This is a genomic window from Cellulosimicrobium sp. AB352, assembly GCF_049538415.1.
Lineage (GTDB): Bacteria > Actinomycetota > Actinomycetes > Actinomycetales > Cellulomonadaceae > Cellulosimicrobium > Cellulosimicrobium funkei.
The window spans coordinates 46,533-71,697 of the sequence record NZ_JBMVFX010000024.1 but is presented as its reverse complement, the minus strand read 5'-3'; the positions used below and the strand labels follow the sequence as shown (position 1 = coordinate 71,697).

Annotated in this window: 22 protein-coding genes and 1 riboswitch; of the genes, 9 read left to right on the top strand and 13 right to left on the bottom strand. The window is 75.1% G+C overall.

Annotation, left to right across the window (positions count from 1 at the left end; translation table 11 throughout):
- Positions 1 to 1,237: WxL protein peptidoglycan domain-containing protein (locus tag ACPCUX_RS16055; protein ID WP_423389156.1), on the top strand; the 1,237-nt coding region annotated here is incomplete at its 5' end.
- Positions 1,238 to 1,321: 84 nt separating this feature from the next.
- Positions 1,322 to 1,744, top strand: coding sequence for a hypothetical protein (locus tag ACPCUX_RS16050; RefSeq protein ID WP_076404236.1), 423 nt, complete (start codon positions 1,322 to 1,324; stop codon positions 1,742 to 1,744).
- Between the two features lie 76 nt (positions 1,745 to 1,820).
- Here ACPCUX_RS16050 and ACPCUX_RS16045 read toward each other — a convergent pair whose 3' ends face one another.
- From ACPCUX_RS16045 to ACPCUX_RS16035, 3 genes are all read right to left on the bottom strand, one after another.
- Positions 1,821 to 3,365, bottom strand: coding sequence for a glycosyltransferase 87 family protein (locus ACPCUX_RS16045; RefSeq protein ID WP_423389155.1), 1,545 nt, complete (start codon positions 3,363 to 3,365; stop codon positions 1,821 to 1,823).
- Positions 3,366 to 3,412: 47 nt separating this feature from the next.
- Positions 3,413 to 4,672, bottom strand: a complete 1,260-nt coding sequence (locus tag ACPCUX_RS16040) for an MFS transporter (protein WP_423389154.1) — start codon at positions 4,670 to 4,672, stop codon at positions 3,413 to 3,415.
- Positions 4,673 to 4,786: 114 nt separating this feature from the next.
- Positions 4,787 to 5,698: a PhzF family phenazine biosynthesis protein gene (locus tag ACPCUX_RS16035; RefSeq protein WP_251177260.1), complete on the bottom strand. Its 912-nt coding sequence runs from the start codon at positions 5,696 to 5,698 to the stop codon at positions 4,787 to 4,789.
- Positions 5,699 to 5,864: 166 nt separating this feature from the next.
- Here ACPCUX_RS16035 and ACPCUX_RS16030 point away from each other — a divergent pair, with 166 nt between their 5' ends.
- Together ACPCUX_RS16030 and ACPCUX_RS16025 are read left to right on the top strand one after the other, a co-directional pair.
- The gene (locus tag ACPCUX_RS16030) at positions 5,865 to 9,188 is read left to right on the top strand and encodes a family 16 glycoside hydrolase (protein ID WP_171468578.1); all 3,324 of its coding nucleotides are present in this window, start codon (positions 5,865 to 5,867) and stop codon (positions 9,186 to 9,188) included.
- 270 nt (positions 9,189 to 9,458) lie between these two features.
- A complete protein-coding gene (locus tag ACPCUX_RS16025) occupies positions 9,459 to 11,696 on the top strand; it encodes an MMPL family transporter (protein ID WP_423389153.1) in 2,238 nt (745 codons plus the stop codon).
- On the opposite strand, the gene ACPCUX_RS16020 is transcribed toward ACPCUX_RS16025, so the two are convergent.
- Together ACPCUX_RS16020 and ACPCUX_RS16015 are read right to left on the bottom strand one after the other, a co-directional pair.
- Positions 11,680 to 12,186: an FBP domain-containing protein gene (locus tag ACPCUX_RS16020; protein WP_021483431.1), complete on the bottom strand. Its 507-nt coding sequence runs from the start codon at positions 12,184 to 12,186 to the stop codon at positions 11,680 to 11,682. The two genes, ACPCUX_RS16025 and ACPCUX_RS16020, sit on opposite strands and share 17 nt — an antisense overlap.
- A 487-nt stretch (positions 12,187 to 12,673) precedes the next feature.
- The gene (locus ACPCUX_RS16015) at positions 12,674 to 13,054 is read right to left on the bottom strand and encodes a VOC family protein (protein ID WP_076404242.1); all 381 of its coding nucleotides are present in this window, start codon (positions 13,052 to 13,054) and stop codon (positions 12,674 to 12,676) included.
- Positions 13,055 to 13,232: 178 nt separating this feature from the next.
- Between ACPCUX_RS16015 and atpC the strand changes: the two genes are divergently transcribed.
- Positions 13,233 to 13,550 carry an ATP synthase F1 subunit epsilon gene (gene atpC, locus ACPCUX_RS16010; protein WP_198285629.1) on the top strand — a complete coding sequence of 106 codons (318 nt, stop codon included), beginning with the start codon at positions 13,233 to 13,235 and terminating at the stop codon, positions 13,548 to 13,550.
- Positions 13,551 to 13,554: 4 nt separating this feature from the next.
- On the opposite strand, the gene ACPCUX_RS16005 is transcribed toward atpC, so the two are convergent.
- Positions 13,555 to 13,953 carry a VOC family protein gene (locus tag ACPCUX_RS16005; protein WP_051028203.1) on the bottom strand — a complete coding sequence of 133 codons (399 nt, stop codon included), beginning with the start codon at positions 13,951 to 13,953 and terminating at the stop codon, positions 13,555 to 13,557.
- A 90-nt stretch (positions 13,954 to 14,043) separates the two neighbouring features.
- Here ACPCUX_RS16005 and ACPCUX_RS16000 point away from each other — a divergent pair, with 90 nt between their 5' ends.
- Together ACPCUX_RS16000 and ACPCUX_RS15995 are read left to right on the top strand one after the other, a co-directional pair.
- Entirely contained in the window at positions 14,044 to 14,292 is a 249-nt protein-coding gene (locus ACPCUX_RS16000) for a DUF2630 family protein (protein ID WP_031316756.1), read from the top strand.
- A gap of 50 nt (positions 14,293 to 14,342) precedes the next feature.
- Positions 14,343 to 14,594, top strand: coding sequence for a hypothetical protein (locus ACPCUX_RS15995; protein WP_021483231.1), 252 nt, complete (start codon positions 14,343 to 14,345; stop codon positions 14,592 to 14,594).
- Positions 14,595 to 14,650: 56 nt separating this feature from the next.
- On the opposite strand, the gene metE is transcribed toward ACPCUX_RS15995, so the two are convergent.
- From metE to ACPCUX_RS15965, 6 genes are all read right to left on the bottom strand, one after another.
- Positions 14,651 to 17,134 carry a 5-methyltetrahydropteroyltriglutamate--homocysteine S-methyltransferase gene (gene metE, locus ACPCUX_RS15990; protein WP_137281301.1) on the bottom strand — a complete coding sequence of 828 codons (2,484 nt, stop codon included), beginning with the start codon at positions 17,132 to 17,134 and terminating at the stop codon, positions 14,651 to 14,653.
- Positions 17,135 to 17,166: 32 nt separating this feature from the next.
- A complete protein-coding gene (locus tag ACPCUX_RS15985; RefSeq protein ID WP_144679440.1) occupies positions 17,167 to 18,228 on the bottom strand; it encodes a methylenetetrahydrofolate reductase in 1,062 nt (353 codons plus the stop codon).
- Between the two features lie 5 nt (positions 18,229 to 18,233).
- Positions 18,234 to 18,336: riboswitch (SAM riboswitch) on the bottom strand.
- Positions 18,337 to 18,547: 211 nt separating this feature from the next.
- Complete coding sequence (locus tag ACPCUX_RS15980; protein ID WP_423389152.1) at positions 18,548 to 20,071, bottom strand: cation acetate symporter; 1,524 nt, start codon at positions 20,069 to 20,071, stop codon at positions 18,548 to 18,550.
- On the bottom strand, positions 20,068 to 20,520 hold the full coding sequence (locus tag ACPCUX_RS15975) for a heavy metal transporter (RefSeq protein WP_409141507.1): 453 nt from the start codon (positions 20,518 to 20,520) through the stop codon (positions 20,068 to 20,070). Before ACPCUX_RS15975 ends, ACPCUX_RS15980 begins: the two co-directional genes overlap by 4 nt.
- Positions 20,517 to 21,323 (bottom strand): LytR/AlgR family response regulator transcription factor, encoded by an 807-nt coding sequence (locus ACPCUX_RS15970; protein WP_409141560.1) that lies wholly within the window; start codon positions 21,321 to 21,323, stop codon positions 20,517 to 20,519. The genes ACPCUX_RS15975 and ACPCUX_RS15970 overlap by 4 nt, the downstream gene beginning before the upstream one ends.
- Positions 21,324 to 21,382: 59 nt before the next feature.
- Positions 21,383 to 22,555 (bottom strand): sensor histidine kinase, encoded by a 1,173-nt coding sequence (locus ACPCUX_RS15965; RefSeq protein ID WP_034653820.1) that lies wholly within the window; start codon positions 22,553 to 22,555, stop codon positions 21,383 to 21,385.
- Between the two features lie 86 nt (positions 22,556 to 22,641).
- On the opposite strand from ACPCUX_RS15965, the gene ACPCUX_RS15960 reads away from it, so the two are divergent.
- Together ACPCUX_RS15960 and ACPCUX_RS15955 are read left to right on the top strand one after the other, a co-directional pair.
- A complete protein-coding gene (locus ACPCUX_RS15960) occupies positions 22,642 to 23,607 on the top strand; it encodes an ABC transporter substrate-binding protein (RefSeq protein WP_423389151.1) in 966 nt (321 codons plus the stop codon).
- Positions 23,608 to 23,674: 67 nt separating this feature from the next.
- Positions 23,675 to 24,520: a siderophore-interacting protein gene (locus ACPCUX_RS15955; protein ID WP_423389150.1), complete on the top strand. Its 846-nt coding sequence runs from the start codon at positions 23,675 to 23,677 to the stop codon at positions 24,518 to 24,520.
- On the opposite strand, the gene ACPCUX_RS15950 is transcribed toward ACPCUX_RS15955, so the two are convergent.
- Entirely contained in the window at positions 24,498 to 25,118 is a 621-nt protein-coding gene (locus ACPCUX_RS15950; RefSeq protein WP_423389149.1) for a hypothetical protein, read from the bottom strand. The genes ACPCUX_RS15955 and ACPCUX_RS15950 overlap by 23 nt on opposite strands.
- Between the last annotated feature and the right edge of the window lie 47 nt (positions 25,119 to 25,165).

Below are 25,165 nucleotides of genomic sequence, written 5' to 3'. Positions count from 1 at the left end.
CGAGCGCATGACCCACCGCCGCACCTCTCCCGCCCCCGCGTCCCGCGCCCTGCGCGCGCTCGCCGGGCCCCTGCTCGCGCTCGCGCTCCTCGGCGCGCCCGCCGCCGCCGCGCTCCCCGGGGACGCCGCGGCCCCCGGCCACGTCGCGCCCGCCGCGCGGACCGCCGTCGTGACTGACGACGCCCCCGCGCCCGACCCGGAGCAGACCGTGCAGTGGGGCGTGCGCCCGGGAGACACCGCCCAGGGCGTCGACCGGCCCAACTTCGCGTACTCGCTCGCGCCCGGCGGCTCGCTGCGCGACAGCCTCGTCGTCTCCAACCACGGCGACACCCCGCTCGCGCTCGCCGTCTACGCCGCCGACGGCTTCCTCACCGACGACGGCACGCTCGACCTCCTCCCCGCGGGCGAGGAGTCGACCGCGCTCGGGTCGTGGATCGCCCTCGACCAGGCCGAGGTCGAGATCCCCCCGCAGGAGCGTGTCGAGGTCCCCTTCACCGTCACCGTGCCCGACGACGCGACCCCGGGTGACTACGCCGCCGGAGTCGTGTCGTCCCTCGTCGTGGTCGCCGAGGACGGCGTCACGACCGACCGGCGGCTCGGCTCGCGTGTGCACCTGCGGGTCCAGGGCGAGCTCGCCCCGGCGCTCGCGGTCGACGACGTGCGGCTCGCCTACGACGGCACGCTCAACCCGTTCGCGCCCGGCAGCGCGACCGTCACGTTCACCGTGACGAACGAGGGCAACGCGCGCGTCGCGCCGGCGACCGCCGTCCGCGTCTCCGGGCCGTTCGGGCTCGGCGCGACGTCCGCGACCGACGTCGACGTGCCCGAGCTGCTCCCCGGCTCGTCCGTCGAGCGGACCGTCGAGGTCGACGGCGTCTGGCCACTCGGGCGCGAGGTCGCGACGCTGACGGTCGGCGGCGAGGTCGTGCCGCTGCCCGGGACGGTGCCCGACCCGGAGGTCGTCGTGCCGGGCGTCGTCGCGACCGCCACCACCTGGGCCGTGCCGTGGGTCGCGCTCGGCCTCCTCGCCCTCGTGGCGCTGGTCGTCGTCTGGCGCGTCCGCGCGCGGCGCCGGGCGCGGACCGCCCAGCAGCGCGCGGTCGACGCCGCCGTCGCCGCCGCGCTCGCCGAGCGTGCCGCGGGCGGGGCGGACGAGCCGACGACCGAGGAGTCCCCGAGCGAGCCCGTCGGCAGCCCGGCAGCGGACCGGGACCCCTGGGCGAGACCTGCGCCGTGAGGTGTCCGGGCCGGAGCGACGGTGGTGGAGACGGCGTCACCTGGCGCACCTGAGCGGCGCGGGCGCCTTCGATACGGTGCGGGGGTGCAGCTCGAGTGGACACAACCGTTCCGGTGGGGCCTCCTCCTTGCTTTCGACGAGCAGGAGTCCTTCGACCTTCCCCCGGACCTCGGCGACGAGGCGATCACGTCGTCACCGTCCTGCCTGGCCGTGCCGGTGCTCCATGCCGCCGACATCGACGTCTCGGACGACTGGCCCGAGGGCGTGGATCCTCCGTCCGCGACGGTCACCGTGACCGTCGTCGTCGGTGAGCCCTTGCCCACGGGAGTTGCGGAGTTCGACGGACAGCTCAGCTGCCCGTCCGGGCGACTCGCGATCGGGGACGCCGAGAACGAGCGCACCGTCGACGTCCCCCCAGGGTCGCTGCGTGTGCAGGTCGACCGAGAGCCCGCGGAGTACGCGAGCCACGTGACGATGCGCATCGCCGCCGCCCGGGAGCCGGACTGACGCCGGGGAACCTCGGCACGAGTTCGTGGAGCGGTACCGGGCCCGCGCCTGAGCGTCCCCGTCGCGGGGCGCAGGCTCAGCCTCCCGGCCGCGTGACGTCGTCGTGCGGGACGAGCACCCGCACCCCCGGCCGGTCGACGACGGTCGTCGTCGTGGCGTCGAGCGCGCGCCAGGTCTCGTCGCTGAACCCGTTGCCGGTCGACCGCACGAGCACGGCGGACGACCCCGACGTCAGGTAGCGCAGCGCCTCCTCCTGCCACGCGAGGTTCCGACGGCGCGGCACCGGCTCGCCGGCGGCGTCCCGCGCGCCGTGGTCGTACGAGTACCCCGACAGGTCCACGGGGAGCTCGCAACCGCGCTCGAGGTCGCGGCTCAGCACGTCGAGGACGGCGAGGACCCCGGGGGAGTCGGCGCGGACGCAGCCGTCGTCGGGGAGCGCCGCCGCCACCTCGGCCGTCGGGAACGGGGCGAGGCGCGGCGCGGTCTGCACCGCGGCCACGAGGAGGGCTGTGGCGCCGATGCTCAGGAGCGTCCCCGCCGCGACCCGGCTCGGGCGGGGCAGGAGCGAGCACGCTGCGGCCAGGACGAGGACCAGCGCCGGTGCCGAGAACGCGGCGTACTGCGGGTACGCGGACGGCGAGAGCAGCAGGACGCCCACCTGCACCGCGAGCAGCACGACCCACAGCCGCCCGCGCCGCCCGACCCACGCCGCGACCGCGGCGACCGTCCCGAGCGCCAGCACGGTCCACGCCACGGCGAGCTGCTCCTGCTCCGGCACGAGGTCGCGCAGGCCGCCCGTCCCCGTGAGCCACACGAGCCGCTGCTCGAGGTCCGTCGTCGCCGGGGGCCGGGTGAGCTGGTCGAGCACGACCATGCGGACCATGTCCGACCCCGCGGCGAGGAGGAACGGGCCGAGCACCGCCACCAGCGCGACGACGGCGCCCGCGGCCGCGCGGGCCGCGGTGCGCCACCCGGCGACGACCAGCAGCCAGAGGAGCACGACGAGCAGCGGCACCACGCCCCAGATCTTGACCGTCGCACCGAGCGCGAGGACGGCCCCGCCCGCCCAGAGCCACGGGCGCTCGCGGCCGGTGCCCTCGCGGCGCCGGTCGAGGCCGCGGAGCAGCAGCACGACCCCGCCGAGCAGGCACAGGGAGCCGAGGGGTTCGAGGAGCGTGAGCCGCTCGGCCCACGCCGCGGCGTACGACAGCGCGTAGAGGACGCCGCCCACGACGGCCGCCGTCGTGCCCCACCGGCGCGCCACGCGCGTCACGAGCACGGCGTTGGCTGCGCCGACGAGCATGATGCCGACGCGCGCGGCGACCAGGGCGTGGTCGTCGCTCGTCCACGTGGTGAGCGCCGCGAAGGGCGTCAGGGCGAGCGTCGAGCCGGGCGGGTGCAGCAGCAGGAAGTCGCGGTAGGGCACGCGGCCGTGCACGAGCGCCACCGCGGCCGAGAAGTACACGCCGTCGTCGTACCCGCGGTACCCGCCGATCCCGGCCGAGCCGCCGACGAGGTGCCACCGCACGAGGAACGCCAGGCCCGCCACGACGGCGGCCACGACCCACCCCCACCGCGCGGCAGCGGGCGCTCGGCGCGGGGCACGGGCTGCCAGGCTCACACCCGCCAGTGTGCGCCGGGGCCGCGGCGGGCGCGCGACGCGTCCCCCTAGCGGGACCCGACCGGGCGCTCCCGGCCGGGCTCCGGCAGGTCGTCGACCGGGGCGGGCGCCGCCGGGCGCGGCAGCGGCCGGACCTGGCCCGCGACCGCGAGCGACAGCACCGTGGCGGCGCAGATCACGAGGAGCGCGTGGCGGGCCCCGACGCCGTCGACCAGCAGGCCGAGCAGCGGGGGAGCGCTGAGCATCGCGACCGTGGAGAACGACGTCGCGACCGCGACGCGGGGTGCGGCGTGCGCGGGGTCGTCGGACGCCGCGGCGATCGCGACGGGGTTCGCGAGCGCCGCACCGCAGCCCCACAGGACGATGCCGACCCACGCGAGCGGCAGCGTGGGCGCGAGGCCGAACACGAGGAGCCCGACGAGCGCGGACGCGCCCGACGCCCGGAGCACCGCGACGCGCCCGAACCGGTCGATGAGCCCGGTGCCCGCGAACCGGAACACCGTCATCGCGCCGACGAACGTCCCGTACGCCACCGCGCCGAGCGCCTCGCGCACGTCGAACCCGTCGACCACGGCGATCGACAGCCAGTTGCCCGCCGAGCCCTCCGAGAGCGACGACGCGAGCAGCACGAGCCCGATGAGGAGGGTGCGCGGCTCGCGCCACGCGGCGAGCGCCGCGCGGACGCCCGCGCCGCGCCGGGGTGCGGGGGCGCCGTCGGCCGCCGCCGTGCGCGCCGCGGCCCGCTCGGGCGCGATCGCCGTCGCGGGCGCGATGAGGAGCGCGCGGGCCGCCGTGACGACGAGCGTGACGACGACGACCTGCGTGGCGATGCCCACGTGCGCCCACGAGAACGCGGCGGCGACGAGCGCCCCGCACGCCGCCCCGATCGAGAAGGCCGCGTGGAAGTGGGGGAGGATCGCGCGCCCGACGTGCTGCTCCACCGACGCCGCGCAGATGTTGATCGGGACGTTGGTCAGCGCGCCGCACATGCCGTTGAGGAACGCGCCCGCCGCGAACACGCCGACGCTGCCGGTCGCCGTGCCGAGCGCGACGAGGCCGAACCCGACGACGTTCGCGGACGTCGCGACGACGAGCGTCGTGCGGCTGCCGAAGCGCGCGACGACCGCGCCCGTCACGACGACGGCGGTGAGGGTCCCGACCCCGCCCACGACGAGCAGCGCGCCGAGCTGGCCCGAGCTCAGCCCGAGCGCCTCGCGCACCGACGGCAGGCGGCTCATCCACGACGTGCCGATGACGCCGAACAGCGCGAACTGCACCATGAGCGCCCACCGCGCGCGCGAGACCACGGCGCGGTCCGTCAGGGCGCGCGCCGGTCCGGAAACCGGAGGGTTTGTTGACACTTGCCCGAGTCTACGGAGCGGGCGGGCCCCCGGGCCTCCGTTTTCCGCGGCAGCGACCCGTCAGAGGCGGACGGTCCCCGCGACGCACGTGACGCTCGACCCGCCGACCCAGACGGTCCCGGCGCCGTCGCGCTCGACGTGCACGCGCCCCGCCCGGCCGAGCGCGGCGCCCTGGGCGGCGACGTAGCGCCCGGGGAGGCGGCCGTCGCGCGTGAGCCACTGCCCGACGACGGCGTTGAGGCTCCCGGTGACCGGGTCCTCGGGGATGCCCATGGCGAGCGCGAACCCGCGCACCTCGACGGCGGTGCCGTCGGGGCCGCCGTCGTCCCCGTGCAGGCCGGCGACGCCCACCGAGAGGTCGGGGTGCTCCGCGCGCAGCCGGGTCCAGTCGGGCGTCAGCCCCGCGACGCGCGCGGCGGAGTCGAGCAGGACGACGCGCCAGCCCGGCCCGTTGTCGAGCACGCGATGGTCGAGCACGGCCTCGTCGGGGACGCCGAGCGCGGCGACGATCGCCGCGAGGTCGTCGGCCGGGACCGGCTCGTCGGCGAGCAGCGCGGGCGCGGCGAACGCGAGCCGCTCCGTGCCCTCCTCGCGCCGGATCGTCACGAGCCCGACGCCGCACTCCTGCACGACGACGTCCCCCGCGCGCGGGCTGCCGCCCGCCTCGAGCCACGCGTGGCACGACCCGAGCGTCGGGTGGCCCGCGAACGGCAGCTCGCCCGCCGGGGTGAAGATCCGCAGGCGGTAGTCGGCGCCGCCTGCGGCGCCGTCGGGCGTGGGCGGCAGGAGGAACGTCGTCTCGGAGAGGTTGGTCCAGCGCGCGAAGGCGGCCATCTGCTCGTCCGTGAGGCCGACGGCGTCGAGCACGACCGCGACGGGGTTCCCGAGGGTCGGCGTGCGGGTGAAGACGTCGACCTGGGCGAACGGGCGGGACGCGGTCCGGTCGGCGATGTCTCCGTGGCGTGCGGTCATGCCGTGAGCGTACGTCCCCGCTGATGGGAGCACTTTTGTCGACGGTGCGACGGAAGTTGTAGACACATCGATAGAACGGGGGCTAGCCTGTCCAGCGTTGTCATCGACGGGGCCAGGCAGGGGTTACGCTCCGTGGACTCGTAGTCCGACCGAGTAAGGAGCAACGATGCTCGAACGCACCAGCCTGCCGGTGTCCCGCCGGATCAGGTACCGACGCGGCGCGGCCGCCCTCACCCTCGGCGCCCTGGTCGTCGCGGGCTGGGCCGTCCCCGCCGCGGCAGAGCTCCCCGAGCAGGAGCCCGGCGTCACGCTGCGGACCTTCCAGCTCGCGCAGAACCCCGGCGGGGTCTGCACCCTGAAGTCCGGGCAGACGCCCAACGTCGACAAGCTCATGCCGACCATCGACTGGTCCACGGCCGAGCAGTTCGGCGCCGAGGACAACTTCATCTCGCAGGTGAGCGCGAACCTGCACGTCCCGGCGGACGGCCAGTACCAGTTCCGCGTGACCAACGACGACGGCGCGCTCGTCTACATCGACGGCCAGCTCGTCCTCGAGAACGACGGCCCCAACGACTCGACCTCCGTCGAGGGCAGCGCGACGCTCACCGCAGGCGTGCACGACCTGCGGGTCGACTACTACGAGGGCAGCGACAAGCAGCGCCTCACGCTCGCGTGGAAGACGCCGGGCAGCTCCTCCTTCCAGGTGATCCCGACCTCGGCGCTCAGCACCGAGGCCGGCGTCGTGCGCGTGACCGCGCCCGGCTACAAGTACTGCGAGGGCGCGACCGACACGGCCGGCGACGGCCTGCGGCTCGACTCCGTCAACCCCAACTACGAGCTCGTCGACCTGCGCCCCGCGGGCTTCGAGCCCAAGGTCTCCGGCCTGGCGTTCACGCCGGACGAGCAGCTCGCCGTCGTGACGACGGGCGAGGTCAGCTCCGGCGGCTGGCGCCCCGACCCGGTGTCCGGTGAGGTCTACTTCCTCGACGGCGTCACCACGGCCGACGGCCCCGAGGACGTCACGGCGACGCTCGTCGCGGACGAGCTGCTCAACCCCATGGGCATCGAGGTCGTCGAGGACTCGATCTTCGTCTCGGAGCGGTACCAGCTCACGCAGCTCACCGACCCCGACGGCGACGGCTTCTACGACACCCACACGAAGATCGCGGAGTGGCCCGACGGCGGCAACTTCCACGAGTTCGCGTTCGGCCTGATCCACGACGAGGACTACTTCTACGTCAACCTCTCCGTGGCCATCAACAACGGCGGCGCGACCACCAACCCGCAGCCCGCGGCCAACCGCGGCACGTCGATCAAGATCGACCGCGAGACGGGCGAGGTGAGCTACGTCGCGGGCGGCCTCCGCACGCCGAACGGCATCGGCTTCGGCCCCGAGGGCGAGATCTTCGCGACGGACAACCAGGGTGCCTGGCTGCCGTCGAACAAGCTCATCCACATCCAGCAGGACAAGTTCTACAACCACTACACGAACCCGGCCGGGCCGTTCGACTCGAACCCCGTCGCCCCGCCGGCCGTGTGGCTGCCGCAGAACGAGATCGCCAACTCCCCGGGCAACCCGATCCTCGTCGAGGACGGCGAGTTCGCGGGCCAGATGCTGCTCGGCGACGTCACGTACGGCGGCATCCAGCGCGCGTTCCTCGAGAAGGTCGACGGCGAGTTCCAGGGTGCGGTCTTCCGCCACACCGCGGGCCTCGAGGTCGGCGTGAACCGCGTCATCTACGGCCCCGACGGCGCGCTCTACGCCGGCGGCACCGGTGAGGGCGGCAACTGGGGCGAGTCCGGCAAGCTCCGGTTCGGCCTCCAGAAGCTCGTCCCCGTCAACGAGGACTCCTTCGACATGAAGGAGATGCGCGTGGTCGAGGGCGGCTTCGAGATCGAGTACACCGACCCGGTATCCGACGAGGTCGTCGAGAACCTCGCCGACGCGTACCAGATCAAGCAGTGGCGCTACGTGCCGACGCAGCAGTACGGCGGCCCGAAGGTCGACGAGCAGCCGCTCTTCGTCACGGACGCCCAGGTGTCCGAGGACCGCACGACCGTCACGCTGAAGATCGACGGTCTCAAGCCCGGCCACGTCGTCTACGTCCGGTCCCCGCGCCCGTTCGCCTCGGCCGACGGCGCGGAGCTCCTCAGCACCGAGGCCTGGTACACGCTCAACTCGCTGCCCGGCTACGTCGCCCCGGCCGACCGCGGCTGGTACGAGGCGGAGCTGGCCCAGCCCCTCGGCGGCTCGAGCATCGGCTCGGACCACAGCAACTACTCCGGCTCCGGCTTCGCCGCGGGCATGACGAGCGTCGGCTCCGGCCGCACGTTCTCCGTGACCGTCCCCGAGGCGGGCACCTACCCGGTGAACGTGCGCTACGCCAACGGCATCCACCCGTACACCGAGCTGCGGTCCAAGAACGTCTCGCTCCACGTGAACGGCCAGGACCTCGGCCAGTGGAACTTCCCGACCACGGGGAGCTGGAAGGACTGGGGCGTGCAGACGCGCGACCTCGAGCTCCAGGCGGGCACGAACACCATCACGCTCGCGTACGAGACGGGCGACCAGGGCAACATCAACATCGACGTGCTCTCGATCGGCGAGAACCCGGACATCTGCACCCCGGGCGAGGTCGAGGACGGCTACACCGCCCTCTTCGACGGCACCCTCGCGAGCCTCCAGGAGGGCTGGCGCATGGCCGGTCCGGGTGGCTTCGGCCGCCAGGAGGACTGCTCGATCCAGGGCGCGGGCGGCATGGGCCTGCTCTGGTACAACCAGGAGCTCGGTGACAGCTACAGCCTGAAGCTCGACTGGAAGCTCCTCAAGGACGACAACGGCGGCGTGTTCGTCGGGTTCCCGAACCCGGGCGACGACCCGTGGGTGGCCGTCAACAAGGGCTACGAGATCCAGATCGACGCGACCGACGCCGCCGACCGCACCACGGGTGCCATCTACACGTTCCAGGGTGCCGACGCCGCGGCCGTCGAGGCCTCGCTCAAGCCGGTCGGCCAGTGGAACGCGTACGACATCCGCGTCGAGGGCGACCGCATCCGGGTCTACCTCAACGACGTGCTGGTCAACGACTTCACGAGCAGCGACCCGGCCCGCCTGGTCAACAGCTTCGTGGGGATCCAGAACCACGGCAACGGCGAGATGGTCAACTACCGGAACATCCGGTTCAAGGAGCTGACCGACGAGCCCGTCGAGGAGCTCGCGATCTCGACGACGGTCCAGACCCGCTGCCTCGCGGGCAAGGTCTACGTCGCGGTCCGTGCCACGAACGACGACACGGTGCCGGCGGACGTCACGCTCACGACGCCGTTCGGGACGAAGACGGTGACCGGCGTCCAGCCGGGTGCCTCCGCGTACCAGTCGTTCGCGACGCGTGCCACGTCGGTCGAGGCCGGCGTCGCGCAGGTCTCCGCGACCGGTGACGGCCGGACGTTCGAGGCGGACGCCGCCTACGAGGCCGTCAGCTGCGGCTGAGCCGATGACCCGGGGCGGGCGGCGTGAGCCGTCCGCCCCGGGTCGCACCGGCGGGGGCGGCGGCACGAGCCGCCCCCGCCCGACCCGTCTCGTCCGGCGCCCGGCAGGGCGTCCCCGCAGGGCGGAGCGCGGTCCGACGGCGCTCCCACCCTCGCGTAGGGTGCTCACGTCCGCGCGCTGCCGCACGGACGCACCGCACGAACGTCGTGGGCGAGCCGGCCGAGGCCGACCCCACGACTCCCCGACGAGTTCCCGACGAGGGGAGCACCCATGACGCTCGGACGCCTCCTGCACCGGACCGGACGGTTCGCCGCCCGCCGCCGGGGCGTGGTCCTCGCCGTCTGGGCCGTCCTCCTCGTCGCGGGCGCCGTGCTCGGCGGGGCGGTCTTCGACAAGACCTCCGACGTCGACCCCGCCCCGCCGGGCAGCGCGTCCGCCCTCGCGGCGGAACGCCTCGAGGAGCTCGCCCCCGAGGGCGAGACCGTCGTCGCGGTGCTGTCCGGCCGCGACCACTTCTCCGCCGACCTCATCGCCCAGGCGAGCGAGGTCATGCACGGCATCCGCGCGATGCCCGGCGTCGTGGAGCTCTCCGACGCCTACACCGGCGGCGGGCTCATCGCCGACGACGCGCAGGGCTCGCTCGTCGTCGTCGAGCTCGACCCCGCGCTGTCCGACGACGAGGCGCTCGCCCTCGCGCACCGCGTCGCCGACGCGCTGCACAGCGTCGACACCCCCGAGGTGCTCGTGGGCGGCGCGCTGCTCGCGGAGGAGGCGTTCGTCGAGCAGGCCATCACCGACGCCGCGGTGGGCGAGGGGATCGCGATCGCGGTGCTCCTCGTCGTGCTCGTCGTCGTCCTCGGCGGCCTGCGGGCCGGCCTGGTCCCGCTGCTCTCCGCGCTCGCCGCGATCGCGGTCGCGCTGCTCGTGCTCAGCGGGCTGCTCGGCGTCGTGCCCGTCAACGAGTTCGCCGTGAACGTCGTGACGCTGCTCGGCCTCGGCCTCACGGTCGACTACTCGCTGCTCGTGCTCGCGCGCTTCCGGGAGGAGCGCGCCGCGTCCCCGGGCCTCCCGCTCGACGAGCTCGTCGGGCGCACGCTGGCGACCGCCGGCCGCGCCGTGCTCGCCTCCGGCCTCGCCGTCGCGATCTCGCTCGCCGGGCTCCTCCTGCTCGGCGACTCCCTGCTCTCCGGCATGGCGGTGGGCGGCGCGATCGTGGTGCTCGTCGCGACCGCCGCCGGGCTCACGCTCGTCCCCGCGCTCGTCGCCACGTGGCACCGCGCGATCCCCGCGCCGGGCGCCCGCACCTGGTCCCACCCGTGGACGGGCCGCGGCGGCGCCGGCACGCTGGGCCGGCTCGCGCGCACCGCGCAGCGCCACGCCGTGCTCGTCACGCTCGGCGCGACGGCGCTCCTGCTCGCCCTCGCCGCGCCCCTCGGCTCGCTCACGCTCGGCAGCTCGGAGGTCCGCTCGCTGCCCGCCGACGCCGAGGCGCGCCTCGCCGCCGACGCCACCACCTCCCGCTTCGCCGACCTCGGCGTCGCGCCCGTCACCGTGCTCGTGGAGGGCCCGGTCGACGACCCGGCGGTGCCCGACCTCCTCGACCGGGCCGCCGCCCTGCCCGGTGTCGAGGACGCCATGCAGGACACCGGCTACCCGCCCGAGGTCACCGTCGTCGACCTCACGCCCGACGTCGGCCCGGGCGGTGACGCGACGGCCCAGGAGGCGCAGGACCTCGTGCACGCCGTGCGCGCCCTCGACACCGACCTCGAGGTGCTGGTCGCCGGACCGGCCGCCGAGGTCGTCGACACCCAGGAGCACCTCGCGCAGCGGCTCCCGCTCGCCGCCGGGGTCGTGGTGCTCGCGACCTTCGTGCTGCTCTTCCTGCTCACCGGCTCGCTCGTCGTGCCGCTCAAGGCCCTCGTGCTCAACCTCCTCACGCTCGCGGCGACGCTCGGCGTCCTCGTCTCCGTGTTCCAGCACGGCGTCGGCGCCTCGCTCCTCGGGTTCGAGCCGTGGGGCGCGCTCGACGTCACCACGCCCCTGCTGGTCGGCATGCTCGTGTTCGGCCTCTCGACCGACTACGAGGTCTTCCTGCTGTCCCGCACCGCGGAGGAGTGGCGCGCCCGCCCGCCCGGCGAGGAACCGCGCGTCGCGAACGACCGGGCCGTCCTCCGCGGCATCACCGCGTCCGGCCCGGTCGTCACGACGGCGGCCGTCGCCATCGGCATCGTGTTCCTCGGCTTCGCGGCGGGCGAGCTCGTCGCGATGAAGGAGGTCGGCGTCGGCATGGCCGTCGCCGTGCTCCTCGACGTCACCGTCGTGCGCGGGCTGCTGCTGCCCGCGACGATGACGCTCCTGGGCCGGTGGAACTGGTGGCCCTCCTGGCGCGGGGGAGAGCCCGGGCCTTTAGAGGGGGAGCCCGGGTCCGCGGAGGGAGAGCCCGGGTCCGCCGAGGTAGAGCCTGGGTCTGCCGAGGTAGAGCCGAGGTCGGTCACACGTCGCGCATGACCTCGGTGACGAAGCGCGCGGAGCGCTCGCGGAGGCCGTCGACGCGGAGCTCGACGAACAGCTCGCGCATCGACTCGTCGTCGCCCATCTCGGTGCGGGTGGGCGCCCGGCGGACGTTCTGCGAGCAGAGGAACTGCGTGCAGATGAGGGTGCCGACGGTGTTGCCGCGGCGCCCGGCGGCCCCGGCGCGGCGCGCCACGTAGAGGCTGACGTCGTCCGTCACGACGACGTCCTCGCACCACGCGCACACCGCGCGCTTGCGCCGCCCGCCCGTCTTGGCGTCGGTCGAGCGCAGCAGGACGCCGCGCGGCTCGTCGTCGACCTCCACGACGGCGTACGCGAGGAGCGGGGCCTTGCGGTCGCGCCACCCGAGGTAGTCGAGGCGGTCCCAGTCGAGCGTGTCGAGGTCGGGGAGGGTCGCCTGCGCGGCCTCGCGCTTGGACGCGTTGACGAACGACGCGCGGATCTGCTTCTCGGTCAGGGGGTTCATGGGTTCGCTGCTTCCGTGTCAGGACGGTCCGCGGCCCGGCGGGCGTGCACGACGACGCGTGCTCGCCCGGGCGCACGACGGCGCCGCCGGGGGCGGGGGGACGGCGTGCCCGCAGCCGTCGCGTCGTGACCGGCGCGGCCGGGCGACGACGGGGTCGTCGGACGGCGGTGCGCCCCGGAGCGAGGCGGGCGTCGGGGACGACGGCCCGCGGCCCGGTGGTGTCAGCGGGTGACGGTGCGGGGGGAGAGGGCGCCCGAGCAGGCCGCCATGGCCACCTCGCAGCCTGCGGTGCCGTGCATCCGCGTCTCCTCGTCCCGTGCGGCGCGCCGTCGGCGCGATCCTGAACCGTGGTCGTGCCCGTCCGGCACGACGGACGGCTGCCCACGGCAACCGTCACCCTCGATGGTGCGCCTCGGCACCCGCCGTCGTCAACGTGATTGTCGCCCGGGTCGCCGCGTACCCCCGGCGCGACGGCCGACGCCGTCCCTCAGGACGTCGCCCAGACGCCCAGCTCGTTGCCGCTCGGGTCGAGGAAGTGGAACCGACGGCCGCCGGGGAACTCGTACGGGCCCTCGACCACCTCGCCGCCCGCGTCCCGCACGGCGGCGAGCGTCGCGTCGAGGTCCTCGGAGAACAGCAGGACGAACGGACCGCCGCGGGTCACGTCGCCCGACTCGGCCAGGCGCAGACCGCCCGCCTCGTCCGCGCCGGACTCCGCCGCCGTGCGGATCCCGGAGTACCCGGGGCCGTAGGGGACGAACTCCCAGCCGAAGGCCGCGCCGTAGAACGCCTGCGCGGCGGCGAGGTCGGTCACAGGGAGCTCGACGTAGTCGATCGAGTGGTGGATGCCGTGCGCGTGGGTGCTCATGCACCCATCGTGACGTGGGCCACCCACGGTCGGCGCGCGGGCCGCTCGCAGACACCACCGCGGCGGGCGTTTCCCCGGTGACCTTCGACCCCGACCGGGTGACGAAGTGCCGGGTCCGGCGAGCGGGTCGCCTGGCCAGACTCGGAGGTTCCGCCGTCCACCGTCCGGGAGGAACTCCGTGCCCGTCGCCCTGCCGTCCCCGTCCGAGACCGCCGCACCCGCCGGGGAGCGGCTGGTGTTCGTGGAGGTGGTGGTGCCGTCCGGGGTGTTCTGGGCGGGGGAGGCGCGGAGCGTGACGGTCCCGGCGGCGTCGGGCACGCTGGGCATCCTGCCGCGGCACCAGCCGGTCGCGGCGTCGCTCATGGCGGGCCGGGTGCGTCTGCGCACCCCGGACCGCCCGACGGCCGAGCTGCGGATCGGGGGCGGGTTCCTCGTCGTCGACCAGGACGAGGTGACGATCCTCGCCGACGACGCGACATGGGTGCGCGCTCGGTAGCCCGCTACGCGGGGTCGGTCGTCGTCCCGAGCTGCACGACGACGACCCGGTGCCCGTCGGGGTCGTGGACGTGCGCGAACCGGTCGCCGGTCTCGGCGTCGGCGTCGGGCCCGACGAACGGCTCGACCCCGGCCGCGGCGAGGCGTGCGAGGGTCGCGTCGAGGTCGTCGACGTAGAGCACGAGGTTGGGCAGGCCGTGGCGCACGAGCGGGGCGCCGCCCTCGGGGAGCGGCACGAGCCACAGGCCGGGCTCGTCGACGCGTCCGGGGCCGACGTGGAGCAGGGGGAACCCCTCGGTCTCTCCCTGGAACAACGTGCGGAAGCCGAACCCGTCGGCCCAGAACGCGGCGCTCGCGTCGAGGTCGCGGCAGAGCAGGACCGTGCGCCCGATCGTCGTCGTCATGCGACGAGCCTAGGGCGCACCGCCGACGCTGCGCCGCGTGGGGCCGGCCTCCCGGGGCGCGCCCGCGCCGTCGGGCATACCGTGGACGGCATGACGACCGACGGCGGCATCCGCAGCACGATCAGCGAGCTCGTGGCGCAGGAGCACCGGCTCCGGGAGCAGCTCGCCCGGGGCGAGATCTCGGGCCCGCAGGAGCAGGAGCGGCTCCGCGCGATCGAGGTCGAGCTCGACCAGTGCTGGGACCTGCTGCGCCAGCGCGGCGCCGCGCGCGAGTTCGGCGGCGACCCCGATGCGGCGACCGTGCGAGACCCCGGTACGGTGGAGAACTACCTGGACTGATCGCCGACGGCGACGTCCGGCTCCCGTTCCGACCTCAGAAGGAGAACCCCATGACCACGTCCAGCGAGCAGGCGGCGCACAGCCCCCTCCCCACCGGGACCGAAGGGCGCGACATCCCCGGTCACGCGGGCGCGGTCGCACGGTTCGTCGTGGCGTTCGCGCTGTTCGTCGGCGGGCTCGTGCTCATGGGGTCGGGCATGTCCGGCGTCGACGGCGGTGTGTGGCTCTTCGTGGGCGGCCTCGCGGCGGCGACGCTCGCCTTCGCCCTCCCGATGGCGGGCACGGGCACGACCGAGCGCTGACACCCTCGACACGGAGGCCGGGTCCTGACGGGACCCGGCCTCCGGCGTCTCCGGGGTCAGCCGAGCGTGGCCCGGACGGCCTTCGCCGCGGTGACGAGGTGCTCGAGCGACGGCACGGTCTCCTCGTAGCGGCGGGTCTTCAGGCCGCAGTCGGGGTTGACCCAGACGACGCGCGGGTCGATCGACTTCACGGCGAGCTCCAGCAGCTCGGTGACCTCCTCCGTCGAGGGCACGCGCGGGCTGTGGATGTCGTAGACGCCCGGCCCGATGCCGCGCGAGTACCCGGCGTCGCGCAGCTCCGGCACGATCTCCATGCGCGAGCGCGCCGCCTCGACCGACGTCACGTCGGCGTCGAGGCCGTCGATCGCGCCGATGACCTCGCCGAACTCCGAGTAGCACAGGTGCGTGTGGATCTGCGTCGCCGCCTCCACGCCCGACGTCGCGAGCCGGAACGACCCGACGGACCAGTCGAGGTACGCCGGCTGGTCCGCGCGGCGCAGCGGCAGGAGCTCGCGCAGCGCGGGCTCGTCGACCTGGACGATCCCGATGCCGGCGGCCTCGAGGTCCGCGATCTCGTCGCGCAGCGCGAGGCCCACCTGGTTCGCCGTGTCGCCGAGAGGCTGGTCGTCGCGCACGAACGACCACGCGAGGATCGTCACGGGCCCGGTGAGCATGCCCTTGACGGGCTTCTCGGTGAGCGACGCCGTGTACGCGGACCACTCGACCGTGATCGGCGCGGGCCGCGTCACGTCGCCCCACAGGATCGGCGGGCGCACGCAGCGCGACCCGTACGACTGCACCCAGCCGTTCGCCGTGACCGCGAACCCGTCGAGGTGCTCCGCGAAGTACTGCACCATGTCGTTGCGCTCGGGCTCGCCGTGCACGAGGACGTCGAGGCCCAGCTCCTCCTGGATCGCGACGACGCGCGCGATCTCCTCACGCATCGCGGTCGTGTAGTCCGCGTCCGACAGCTCGCCCTTCGTCCACAGCGCGCGGGCGCGGCGGATCTCCGGCGTCTGCGGGAACGAGCCGATCGTCGTCGTGGGCAGCGGCGGCAGGTTCAGGCGCTCCTGCTGCGCGGCCGCACGCTCGGCGTAGTCACCGCGCGCGAAGTCCGCGTCGGTCAGCGCGGCCGCACGCTCGCGCACCGCGGGCACGACGACGCCGCTCGCCTCCGCGCGCGACGCCACCGCCGCGCGGGACGCCTCGATCTCCTCCGCGACGGCGTCGCGACCCTCGGTCAGCGCGCGGGCGAGCGTCGCGACCTCGCCGACCTTCTGGTCCGCGAACGCGAGCCAGTCGCGCAGGCGCGGGTCGAGCGTCGTGCCCGACGCCGTGCCGGGCTCGGCGAACGTCTCGTCCTCGACGTCGTGCGGCACGTGCAGCAGCGACGTCGACGTGCCGACGGCGACCGCGCCCGCACCGAGGCTGCGCGCGGCGGTCAGCGTGTCGAGCTTTGCCGAGAGGTCGGCGCGCCACACGTTGTGCCCGTCGATCGCGCCGACGACGAGCGTCTTCGTCAGGAGGTCGTCGTAGGGCGAGTCCGGAAGGTCCGCACGGACGGCGTCGATCGCGATCGCTTCGACGTCCGTGCCCGCGAGGGTCGCCAGGAAGTCGAAGGTCGCGCCGTCGCCGTCCGGCGACGTCTCCAGCCCGCCGAACGGCGTGGCGACGAGGATCGCGGGCCGCGCGTCCTGCGCCGAACCAGGGGTTGCCGCCGGGTTTGCGGACGAGGCCGCCGAAGACCCCGGGCTCGGCACCGGGCGGAGGTCGGTCGCGAGGGCGCGGTACGCGGACCCCACGGCGGCGGCGAGCTCGGTGAACGGCACGTCGACCGAGTCGGTGACGAGGATCGGCTCGTCGAGCTGGACCCACGGCGCCCCCGCCGCGGCAAGCGCGCGCAGCAGGTCGGCGTAGGCGGCGACGACGTCGTCGAGGCGGTCGAGCGGCGAGTACCCGGCGGGCGCGTCGTCCGCGGCCTTGGACAGCGCGAGGAACGTGACCGGCCCGACGACGACGGGCCGCGTCACGACACCGGCCTCCTTCGCCTCGACGAACTCGCGCACGACGCGGTCGTCGACGAAGCGGATCGGGGTGTCCGGGCCGATCTCGGGGACCAGGTAGTGGTAGTTCGTGTCGAACCACTTGGTCATCTCGAGCGGGGCGTCGTCCCCCTGGCCGCGCGCCACGGTGAAGTAGCCCGCGAGGTCGAGGCGGCCCGCGTCGTCGGTCAGCGACGCGAACCGCGACGGGACCGCCCCGAGGGAGGCGGCGACGTCGAGCACCTGGTCGTAGAAGGAGAACGAGCCGGGGACGGACGCGTCGTCGGCGCCGAGGCCGAGGTCGACGAGCCGGCGGACGGTCGCGAGGCGCAGCTCGCGGGCCGTGGCCTCGAGCTCCTCGGCCGAGGTCTTGCCGGCCCAGAACGCCTCGACGGCCTTCTTCAGCTCGCGGCGGCGACCGATGCGCGGGTAGCCGAGCACGGTGCCGGCGGGGAAACCGACCGGGTTCTGGGTAGGGGAGTGTACGGAAGTGGCCATGATCGAAACCTCTTGCTGGTCCGGAGGACCGGTCAGACGGGCGCGCCGTGCGTGGCGGCGCTCGTCGTGGGCAGGGAGGTGCCGGTGACCCACGGCCCGCTGGCCAGGTCCGGGACGAGCGGGGCGGCGGCGGCGCTGGCGCCGCCCCCGGTCCCGACCGACCCGCCGCCGAGGTGGACACCCTCGAGCAGGTCAAGAGCGGCGCGGTGCTTGTTGAACGTGTACACGTGCAGACCGGGCGTGCCCGCGTCGAGGACGCGCTGCGCGAGGTCGACCGAGTACGCGATCCCGTAGGCGTGCTGCGCCTCCGGGTCGGGCAGGGCGTCGAGCGCGTCCAGCAGCTGCTGGGGCGCGCGCACGCCTGTGAGCTCCTCGACGCGACGGAGCCGCGCGGGCTCCGTCGTGGGCAGCAGCCCGGCGAGGATGGGGATCGTCACGCCGGCCGCGCGGGCCTCGGCGACGAAGTCGGTGTACGACGACGCGTCGTAGAAGAGCTGCGTGATCGCGAAGCTCGCGCCGGCCTGCTGCTTCTGCCAGAGGCGGCGCACCTCCTGGGTGCGCGTCGTGCCGGCGGCGGGGTTCCCGTCGCAGAACGTCGCGACGGCGATCGTCAGCGGCCGGGCCGCGCCGCGCAGCGCGACGGCGGGGTCGGACGCGCAGCGCGACGCCTCGACCTCGCGCAGCAGGGCGACGAGCTCGGTCGACGACCGGACGCCGTCGGGCGCGGGTTGCCAGTCCGGCTGGTCGCGCGGCGGGTCGCCCCGCAGCGCGAGGAAGCTCCGCACGCCCTCGTCGAGGAAGTCGGTGATGACCGACTCGACGTCCTCGCGCGACGCCCCGACGCACGTGAGGTGCGCGATCGGCAGCACGGGCGTGCCCTGGAGCAGGCGTCCGACGACCTGGCGCGCGGTCGCGCGGTCGGTGCCCGCGGCGCCGTACGTCACGGACACGAAGTCGGGGTGCGTCGCGACGAGACGGCGTGCCGTCTCCCAGAACTTCGGGGCCGCGTCCGGTCGGCGCGGGGGCATGAGCTCGAACGACACCGTCGGCCGAGGACGGCCCGGACGGTGCGCGAAGGATGCCTCTGAGGTCATGCGTCACTCCATCGACCCTGGCGTTAGCACCTTTGTCCTCGGGAGGCTTCCGTCGGCGGGTTGCTGCGGTGTCGTCGAGCCAGGACTCTCGACCGCTCTGGATGGTTGGCACGATCCTACGACCCATCCGACATGCGGTCGAGAGCGCCCGCCAGGTGAGATGCGGAGGGATCGGCCGGAGGCGTAGCGGCGCCCCGCGCTACGGATCTCAGGCTCTCTACGCTACGAATTTCAGGTTTCCTACGCTACGGATTTCAGGTGCTCGAGCGAGGTCCCAGACGCCGAGCGCGGCGAAGGGTCGTCGTCGGCCTTCCAGGTCTCAGGCCCGACGGCGCTCGGGCACGTGCAGGCGGCGGAGGAACCGGTCGGTGCGCACCGGCGGGCCGCGCCGGTCGAGGACCGACACGACGACGACGGTCGCCGTCGCGAGCGGGATGGTCCAGGCGGCGGGCTGGGCGAGCAGGGCGCGCACGACGCCGGGGACGCCGTCGGCCGTGCTGCCGGACGGGCTCCCGTACCCCGCAGCGACAAGCGCGGACGACGCGAGCAGCGCCGTCGCGCACAGGACGGCGCCCACGACCATGCCCGCCACCGCGCCGCGCGCGGTGAGGCCGCGCCACCACACGCCGAGCAGGATCACGGGGGACAGGGCCGACGCCGCGAAGACGAACACCGTCCCGACGCTCGTCACGAGGCCCTGCGGGATGGTGACGAGCGCGAACGCGAGCGGGATGAGCGTGCACGCGACCGCCGACCAGCGGAAGGACCGCACGGTGCCGCCGAACAGGTCCTGGCTCACGACGCCCGCCAGAGCGACCACGAGCCCCGACGACGTCCCGAGGAACGCGGCGAACGCCCCGGCGACGACGAGCGCGGCGAGGAGCTCGCCGCCGAGCCCGGGCACGAGGCGGGTCGGCAGCGTGAGGACGACGGTGTCCGCCACCCCGGGCGCCGCGAGGTCGGGCGCGACGACCCGCGCCACGAGCCCGAGCGTGCTCGACACCATGTAGAACACGCTGATCATGACGAGCACGACCACGGTCGTGCGGCGGGCCGAGCCGCCGTCGGGCGAGGTGTAGAAGCGCACGAGGACGTGCGGCAGGCCGGTCGTGCCGAGCAGGAGGGCGAGCAGGAGCGAGACGGTCGCGTACGCGTCGAGGCCGCCCGGCCCGGCCTCGTGGGGGAACACGGCGGCGGGGTCGAACGTGACGACGGCGCCGCCGGGCTCGAACGCCCCGCCGAGCGCCATGAGCACGACGACGAGCGGCACCGCGAGCGCGGTGAGCTTGACCCAGAACTGGAACGCCTGGACGAACGTGATGGAGCGCATCCCGCCCGCGGCGACGACGGCGCTCACCACGACCGCGATCCCCACCGAGCCGACCCACGGCGGCACCGGGGCCACGCTCGTGATGACGAGCGCCGCCCCGTGGAGCTGCGGCACCACGTAGAGCCACCCGATGACGAGCACGAGCACGCTCGTCACGCGGCGCGCGACCACGGAGTCGAGCCGGGCGTGCACGAAGTCGGGGATCGTGTACGCGCCGCTGCGCCGCAGGGGGCCCGCGACGAACAGCAGGACGAGCAGGTAGCCCGCCGCGTACCCCACGGGGAACCAGAACGCCTCCGCGCCGGACAGCAGCACGAGGCCCGAGAGCCCGAGGAACGTGCCCGCGGACAGGTACTCGCCGCTGATCGCCGACGCGTTCCAGACCGGCCGCACGGTGCGCGACGCGACGAAGAAGTCGCTCGTGGTGCGCGAGATCCGCAGGCCGTAGAACCCGATGAGCCCGGTCGCGAGCAGGAGCAGCGCGATCGCGACGAGGGGCAGCGTGCTGGTCACGGCGCACCGCCGTCGTCGGGGCCGGGCTCGTCGGGCGCGCCCGCGCTCTCGGCGAGCGCGCGGTACCGGCGCTCGTTGCGCGCCGCCGCGACCGCGAAGACGACCGCGAACGCGACGATCACGGGGTAGAAGCCGTACGCGTGCACGAGCCACGGCAGCGGCACGCCGAGCACCACGACGTCGTCCAGCGCGGGCACGCCGCTCATCGTCACCGTGAGCAGCGTGACGACGGCGAGGAACGACGCCACGCACGCCAGCCCGAGCCGGAGCTGGGCCCGGACGAGCCCGCGCGTGTACGCGGTCGCGGCGTCGTCGGGCTCGCCAGCCCGCGCCGTGCCCGACGCCGCGCCGCCCCGCGGGGCGGTGCCCTCGCCGGGGCTCGGGCCCGCGGGGACGTCCGTGGACCGGACGCGCACGCGCGCGTCCCGACGCGGGTCGGTGCCCGTCACGGCGCGCCCCGGTGCGGCCCGAGGAGCGCCTCGCGGACCGCGGGCACCATGCGGCGGCTCACCGGGACCTCGTGCCCGGCGACGACGAGCGCGGGCTGCGCCCCGCCGAACCGCGCCGCGGTCACGGCCGCGCGGTCCACGAGGTACGACCGGTGCACGCGCAGGAACCCCGCGGGCGCCCACCGCTCCTCGAGGTCGGAGAGCGGCTCGCGCACGAGGAACTGCTCGGTGTCCGTCACGAGCCGGGAGTAGTCGCCCTGCGCCTGCACCCACCGCACCGCGCTGCGCCGGACGAGCCGCGTCGTTGTGCCGACCGTCACGACGAGCGTCTCGTCGGCCGGGGCGGCGCCTCCCGCCGGGCCACCGGCCGCGGGCGAGGGAGCGGCGGCGCTGGCGGGCGCTGCCGCGTCGGTCGCGGGGGCGCGCCCCGCCGCGGTGCGCTCCGCGACCCGCTCGACGACGCGGTCGACGGCCCGCGCGAGCCGCTCGCGCCGCACGGGCTTGAGCACGTAGTCGACGGCCTCGACGTCGAACGCCTCCAGCGCGCGCGCCTCGTCGGCGGTCACGAACACGACCGCCGGGCGGTCGGCGAACCGCGAGAGCGCGCGGGCGAGGTCGAGGCCGGTCAGCCCCGGCATGTGGATGTCGAGGAACGCCGCGTCCACCGTGCGCGACGAGAGCTCGCGCAGCGCCTCCGAGCCGCTCGCGACCCCGCGCACGGTGCGCACGCGCGGGTCGCGGCGGAGCAGGGCCACGAGCTCGTCGAGCACGGGCCGCTCGTCGTCGGCGACGAGCACGTCCAGCCCGACGGCGTCGCCCGCCCCGCCGGGGAGACCGCCGGCCGGAGCCGGGTCCGGGGTGGTCACGGCACGCTCACCTCCGTCTCGTGCAGCGGCTGCGACCGCGGGACGCGCAGCCGCACGAGCGTGCCCGAGCCGGGCGCGGTCTCGATGTCGAGCGCGTGGTCGTCGCCGTAGAGCTGGCGCACGCGGGTGTCGACGTTGCGCAGGCCCACGTGCGTCGTGTCGCGCGACGTGAGGAGCTCGCGCACGACGGCCGGGTCCATGCCGACGCCGTCGTCCTCGACCGTGATCTCCGTCTGGGTGCCCTCGTCGCGCGCGGTGATGACGATCGTGCCGCCGTGCTCGCGCGGCTCCAGGCCGTGGCGCACGGCGTTCTCGACGAGCGGCTGCACGGAGAGGAAGGGGATGACCGCCGTCAGCGACTCCGGCGCGATCTGCAGGGTGACGGCGAGGCGCTCGCCGAACCGGGCGCGCTCGAGCTCGACGTAGGAGTGGATCGAGCGCAGCTCGTCGGCGAGGGTCGTGAAGTCGCCGCGCCCGCGGAACGAGTAGCGCGTGAAGTCGGCGAAGTCGAGCACGAGGTCGCGCGCCCGCTCGGGGTCGGTGCTGATGAACGACGCGATGGCGCCGAGCGCGTTGTAGACGAAGTGCGGGCTGATCTGGGCGCGCAGCGCGCGGAGCTCGGCCTGGGCGAGCGCCGTGCGCGACGCCTCCAGCTCGGCGAGCTCGAGCTGCGCCGCGCACCACTGCGCCACCTCGCCCGTCGCGCGCACGAGCGGCGGCCGCACGGTGTCGGCGAACGCGACGACGACCCCGGCGACGCGCCCGCCCGCGACGACGGGCGCCCCGACGGCGTCCTCGACGTCGCCGCTCTCGACGTGCCGCCGTCCCGTCGCGAGGACGCGCTCGGCGACGCGCCGCGCGTCGGGCTCGAGCGTCGAGCTCCCGTCGAGGGCGACCGCGCCGTCCGCCGTGACGACGGCGAGCGCGTCGGCGCCGAGGAGCTGGCGCAGGGAGCGGGCCGCGCGGCCGACGTCGTCGCCGTCGAGCCCGTCGCGCAGGTGCGTCGCGGCGCGCGACGCGAGGTGGAGGGTGCGGAACGTCGCCCGGTCGGAGTCGCTCCCGAGCTCGCGCGACCCGCGCGCGAGCCGCCAGGCGAGCACGAGCCCGAGGGTGAGCAGGACGCCCACGACGAGACCGGCGGCGGCGCCGGCGAACACGGGCCCGGACATGCAGTGATCGTATCCAGCGCGGCGTCACCCACCCCGGTGGGGCAGATAAGGTTAGGCAGTCCTATCCCATGACGAAGGAACCTCCTGTGCCGATCTCCCGGACCACGTCGAGCCCGCGCGTGCGCCGCAGCGTCACCACCACCGCCCTCGTGCTCGCCGCGACCCTCCTCGCGGCGTGCTCGTCCGACCCCGAGCCCGCGGCGACCGGTGCGCCGGCGCCGGACGACACCGCGGCGGGGTACGCCGTCGAGCACGCGCGGGGGACCGCCGAGCTCGACGCGGCGCCGCAGCGCGTCGTGACGCTCGAGCCCGTCGAGACGGACACCGCCGTCGCGCTCGGAGTCGTCCCCGTGGGCGCCGCCGTGCTGAGCGTCGAGGCGGGCGTGCCCGCGTACCTCGGCGAGGAGGCGCAGGCGATCGAGGTCGTCGGGACCGTCCCCGAGCCGAACCTCGAGGCCATCGCGGCGCTCGAGCCGGACCTCATCCTCGGCACGGAGTCGCGCCACTCCGACCTGTACGACCAGCTCGCGAGCGTCGCGCCGACCGTCTTCATAGCGACCCAGACCGACCCGTGGCAGGAGAACGTGCTGCTCGTCGGCCGCGCGCTCGGCCGCGAGGCGGACGCCCAGGCCCTGCTCGACGCCTACGACGCGCGGTGCGCCCAGCTCCAGGAGGACTACGGCGTCTCCGGCACGGCGCAGCTCCTGCGCCCGCGCGACGGCATCGTGTCCGCGTACGGGCCGCGGTCGTTCGCGGGCAGCACGCTCGAGTGCGTCGGGTTCACGACGCCGGAGCAGGAGTGGGGCGAGGACATCTCCGTGGACCTGTCCCCGGAGCGCGTGACCGAGGCCGCCGCCGACCTCGTGCTCGTCTCGGCCGCCGACCCCGACGACGCGTCCGCGGTGCCCGCGGAGATCCCGCTCAACGCCGCGTCGTTCCCCGACGTGCGCGTCGTGGACCAGTCCTCCTGGATCAGCGGCGTCGGGCCGCTCGGCGGGCAGGCCGTGCTCGACGACGTCGAGCGCTTCCTGCAGGACCGTGCCGGCTCCTGACGCGGCGGCCGGGCCTCCGGCGACCGCCGGGAGCCCGGCCGGGTGCCGGTTCCATCGGTCGCCCAACGTGCTCTTCCCGACGACCGTCGCGCGCGTGCACGACGTCGGCCCGCGCCTCGTGCGCGTGACGCTCGCCGGTCCGGACCTCGCCGTGTGCGCCGACGTCGGGCTCGACCAGCGAGTGAAGATCCTGCTCCCGGGGCCGGGCGCGGACCGCCTCGCGCGCCGGGCGCGCCTCGCGGACGAGAGCACGTGGCGCCGTGAGTGGTCCGCGCTCGACGACGACGAGCGCCCCGTCATGCGCTCGTACACGCCCGTGGCCGTGCGGTCGGAGGCCGCCGAGGTCGACCTCGACCTGTACCTGCACGAGCCCGCGGGCCCGGCGAGCGCCTGGGCGCGGCGGGCGGCGGTCGGGGACCGCGTCCTGCTGTCCGCGCCGCACGCGCGGTACGGCGTGACCGACCACGGCACGCAGTGGGACCCGGGGCCCGCCGTCGGGCACGTGCTCCTCGTCGCGGACGAGACGTCCGCGCCCGCGGTGCGCGGGATCCTCGCGAGCCTCGGCCCCGACGCCCGGGCGCACGTGCTCGTCGAGGCCGACGACCCGGCGGACGCCCCGCTCGGTGACGTGCCCGCGACCGTGCACGTCGAGCGCGTGCCCCGCGCGCGACGCCGGGGCGCCGAGCGGGCGGTGCTGGGCGCCGTCCGCGACTGGGTCGCGGAGCACGGCCGGTCCGCGGCCTCCGCGGGCGACGGCTTCTACGCGTGGTGCGCGACGGAGAGCGCCACGGTCGCGCGCGCCCGGGCCGAGCTCGTGGCGGCAGGCGTGGCGCGGTCGCGCGTGCACGCCCAGGGCTACTGGCACGACCGCGCCCGGCCGGACGCGACGCTCAGACGAGGAACGCGACCATGACGACGAACGCGACCAGGAAGAACAGCAGCACCCCGAGCCCGACGAACAGGCCCAGCGCGGCCGGGTGCGCCTGACGCCACGGCACGAGCCGGGGGTCCATCGCCCGCAGCTGCACGGGCGTGACCGGTTGGTGGACCGGGTTGAGCGGGACGCCGCGGTGCGCGAGGTCGAGCGCGACGGCCGAGAGCTGGTCGCGGTCCCACATCTGTCCGACCAGCAGGGCGAGGCGCTTCGTCGGCCCCACGACGATGAGGTGGTGCGTCGGCGTCGTGCCCCCGAACCCCATGCTGTCGACCGTGACGACGCGCTCGATCTCGGCCACCGTGAACCGCCGCGGCCGGCCCCAGCCCTGGACCGTCACCGACCCGTCGCCGAACGTGACGCGGGAGCGGTCGGTGAAGCGGCGCGCGAGCACGTACGTCAGCGGGATCATCGCGAGCACGACGCACGCGTAGCCGAGCGCGAGGGCGAGGTTGCGCATGCTGATCCCCAGGGAGACCGCCGTGAGCCCGAGGATCGGCACGAGGACCGCGGCGAACGTGAGGTTGGCGCGCACCACGCGGCGCTTGGCGTCGTCGTGCAAGGTCAGCTCCGTCACGGGCGGCATCGTCCCACGGCGCCGCGCCGTCGCGCCGGGCGGCCCGC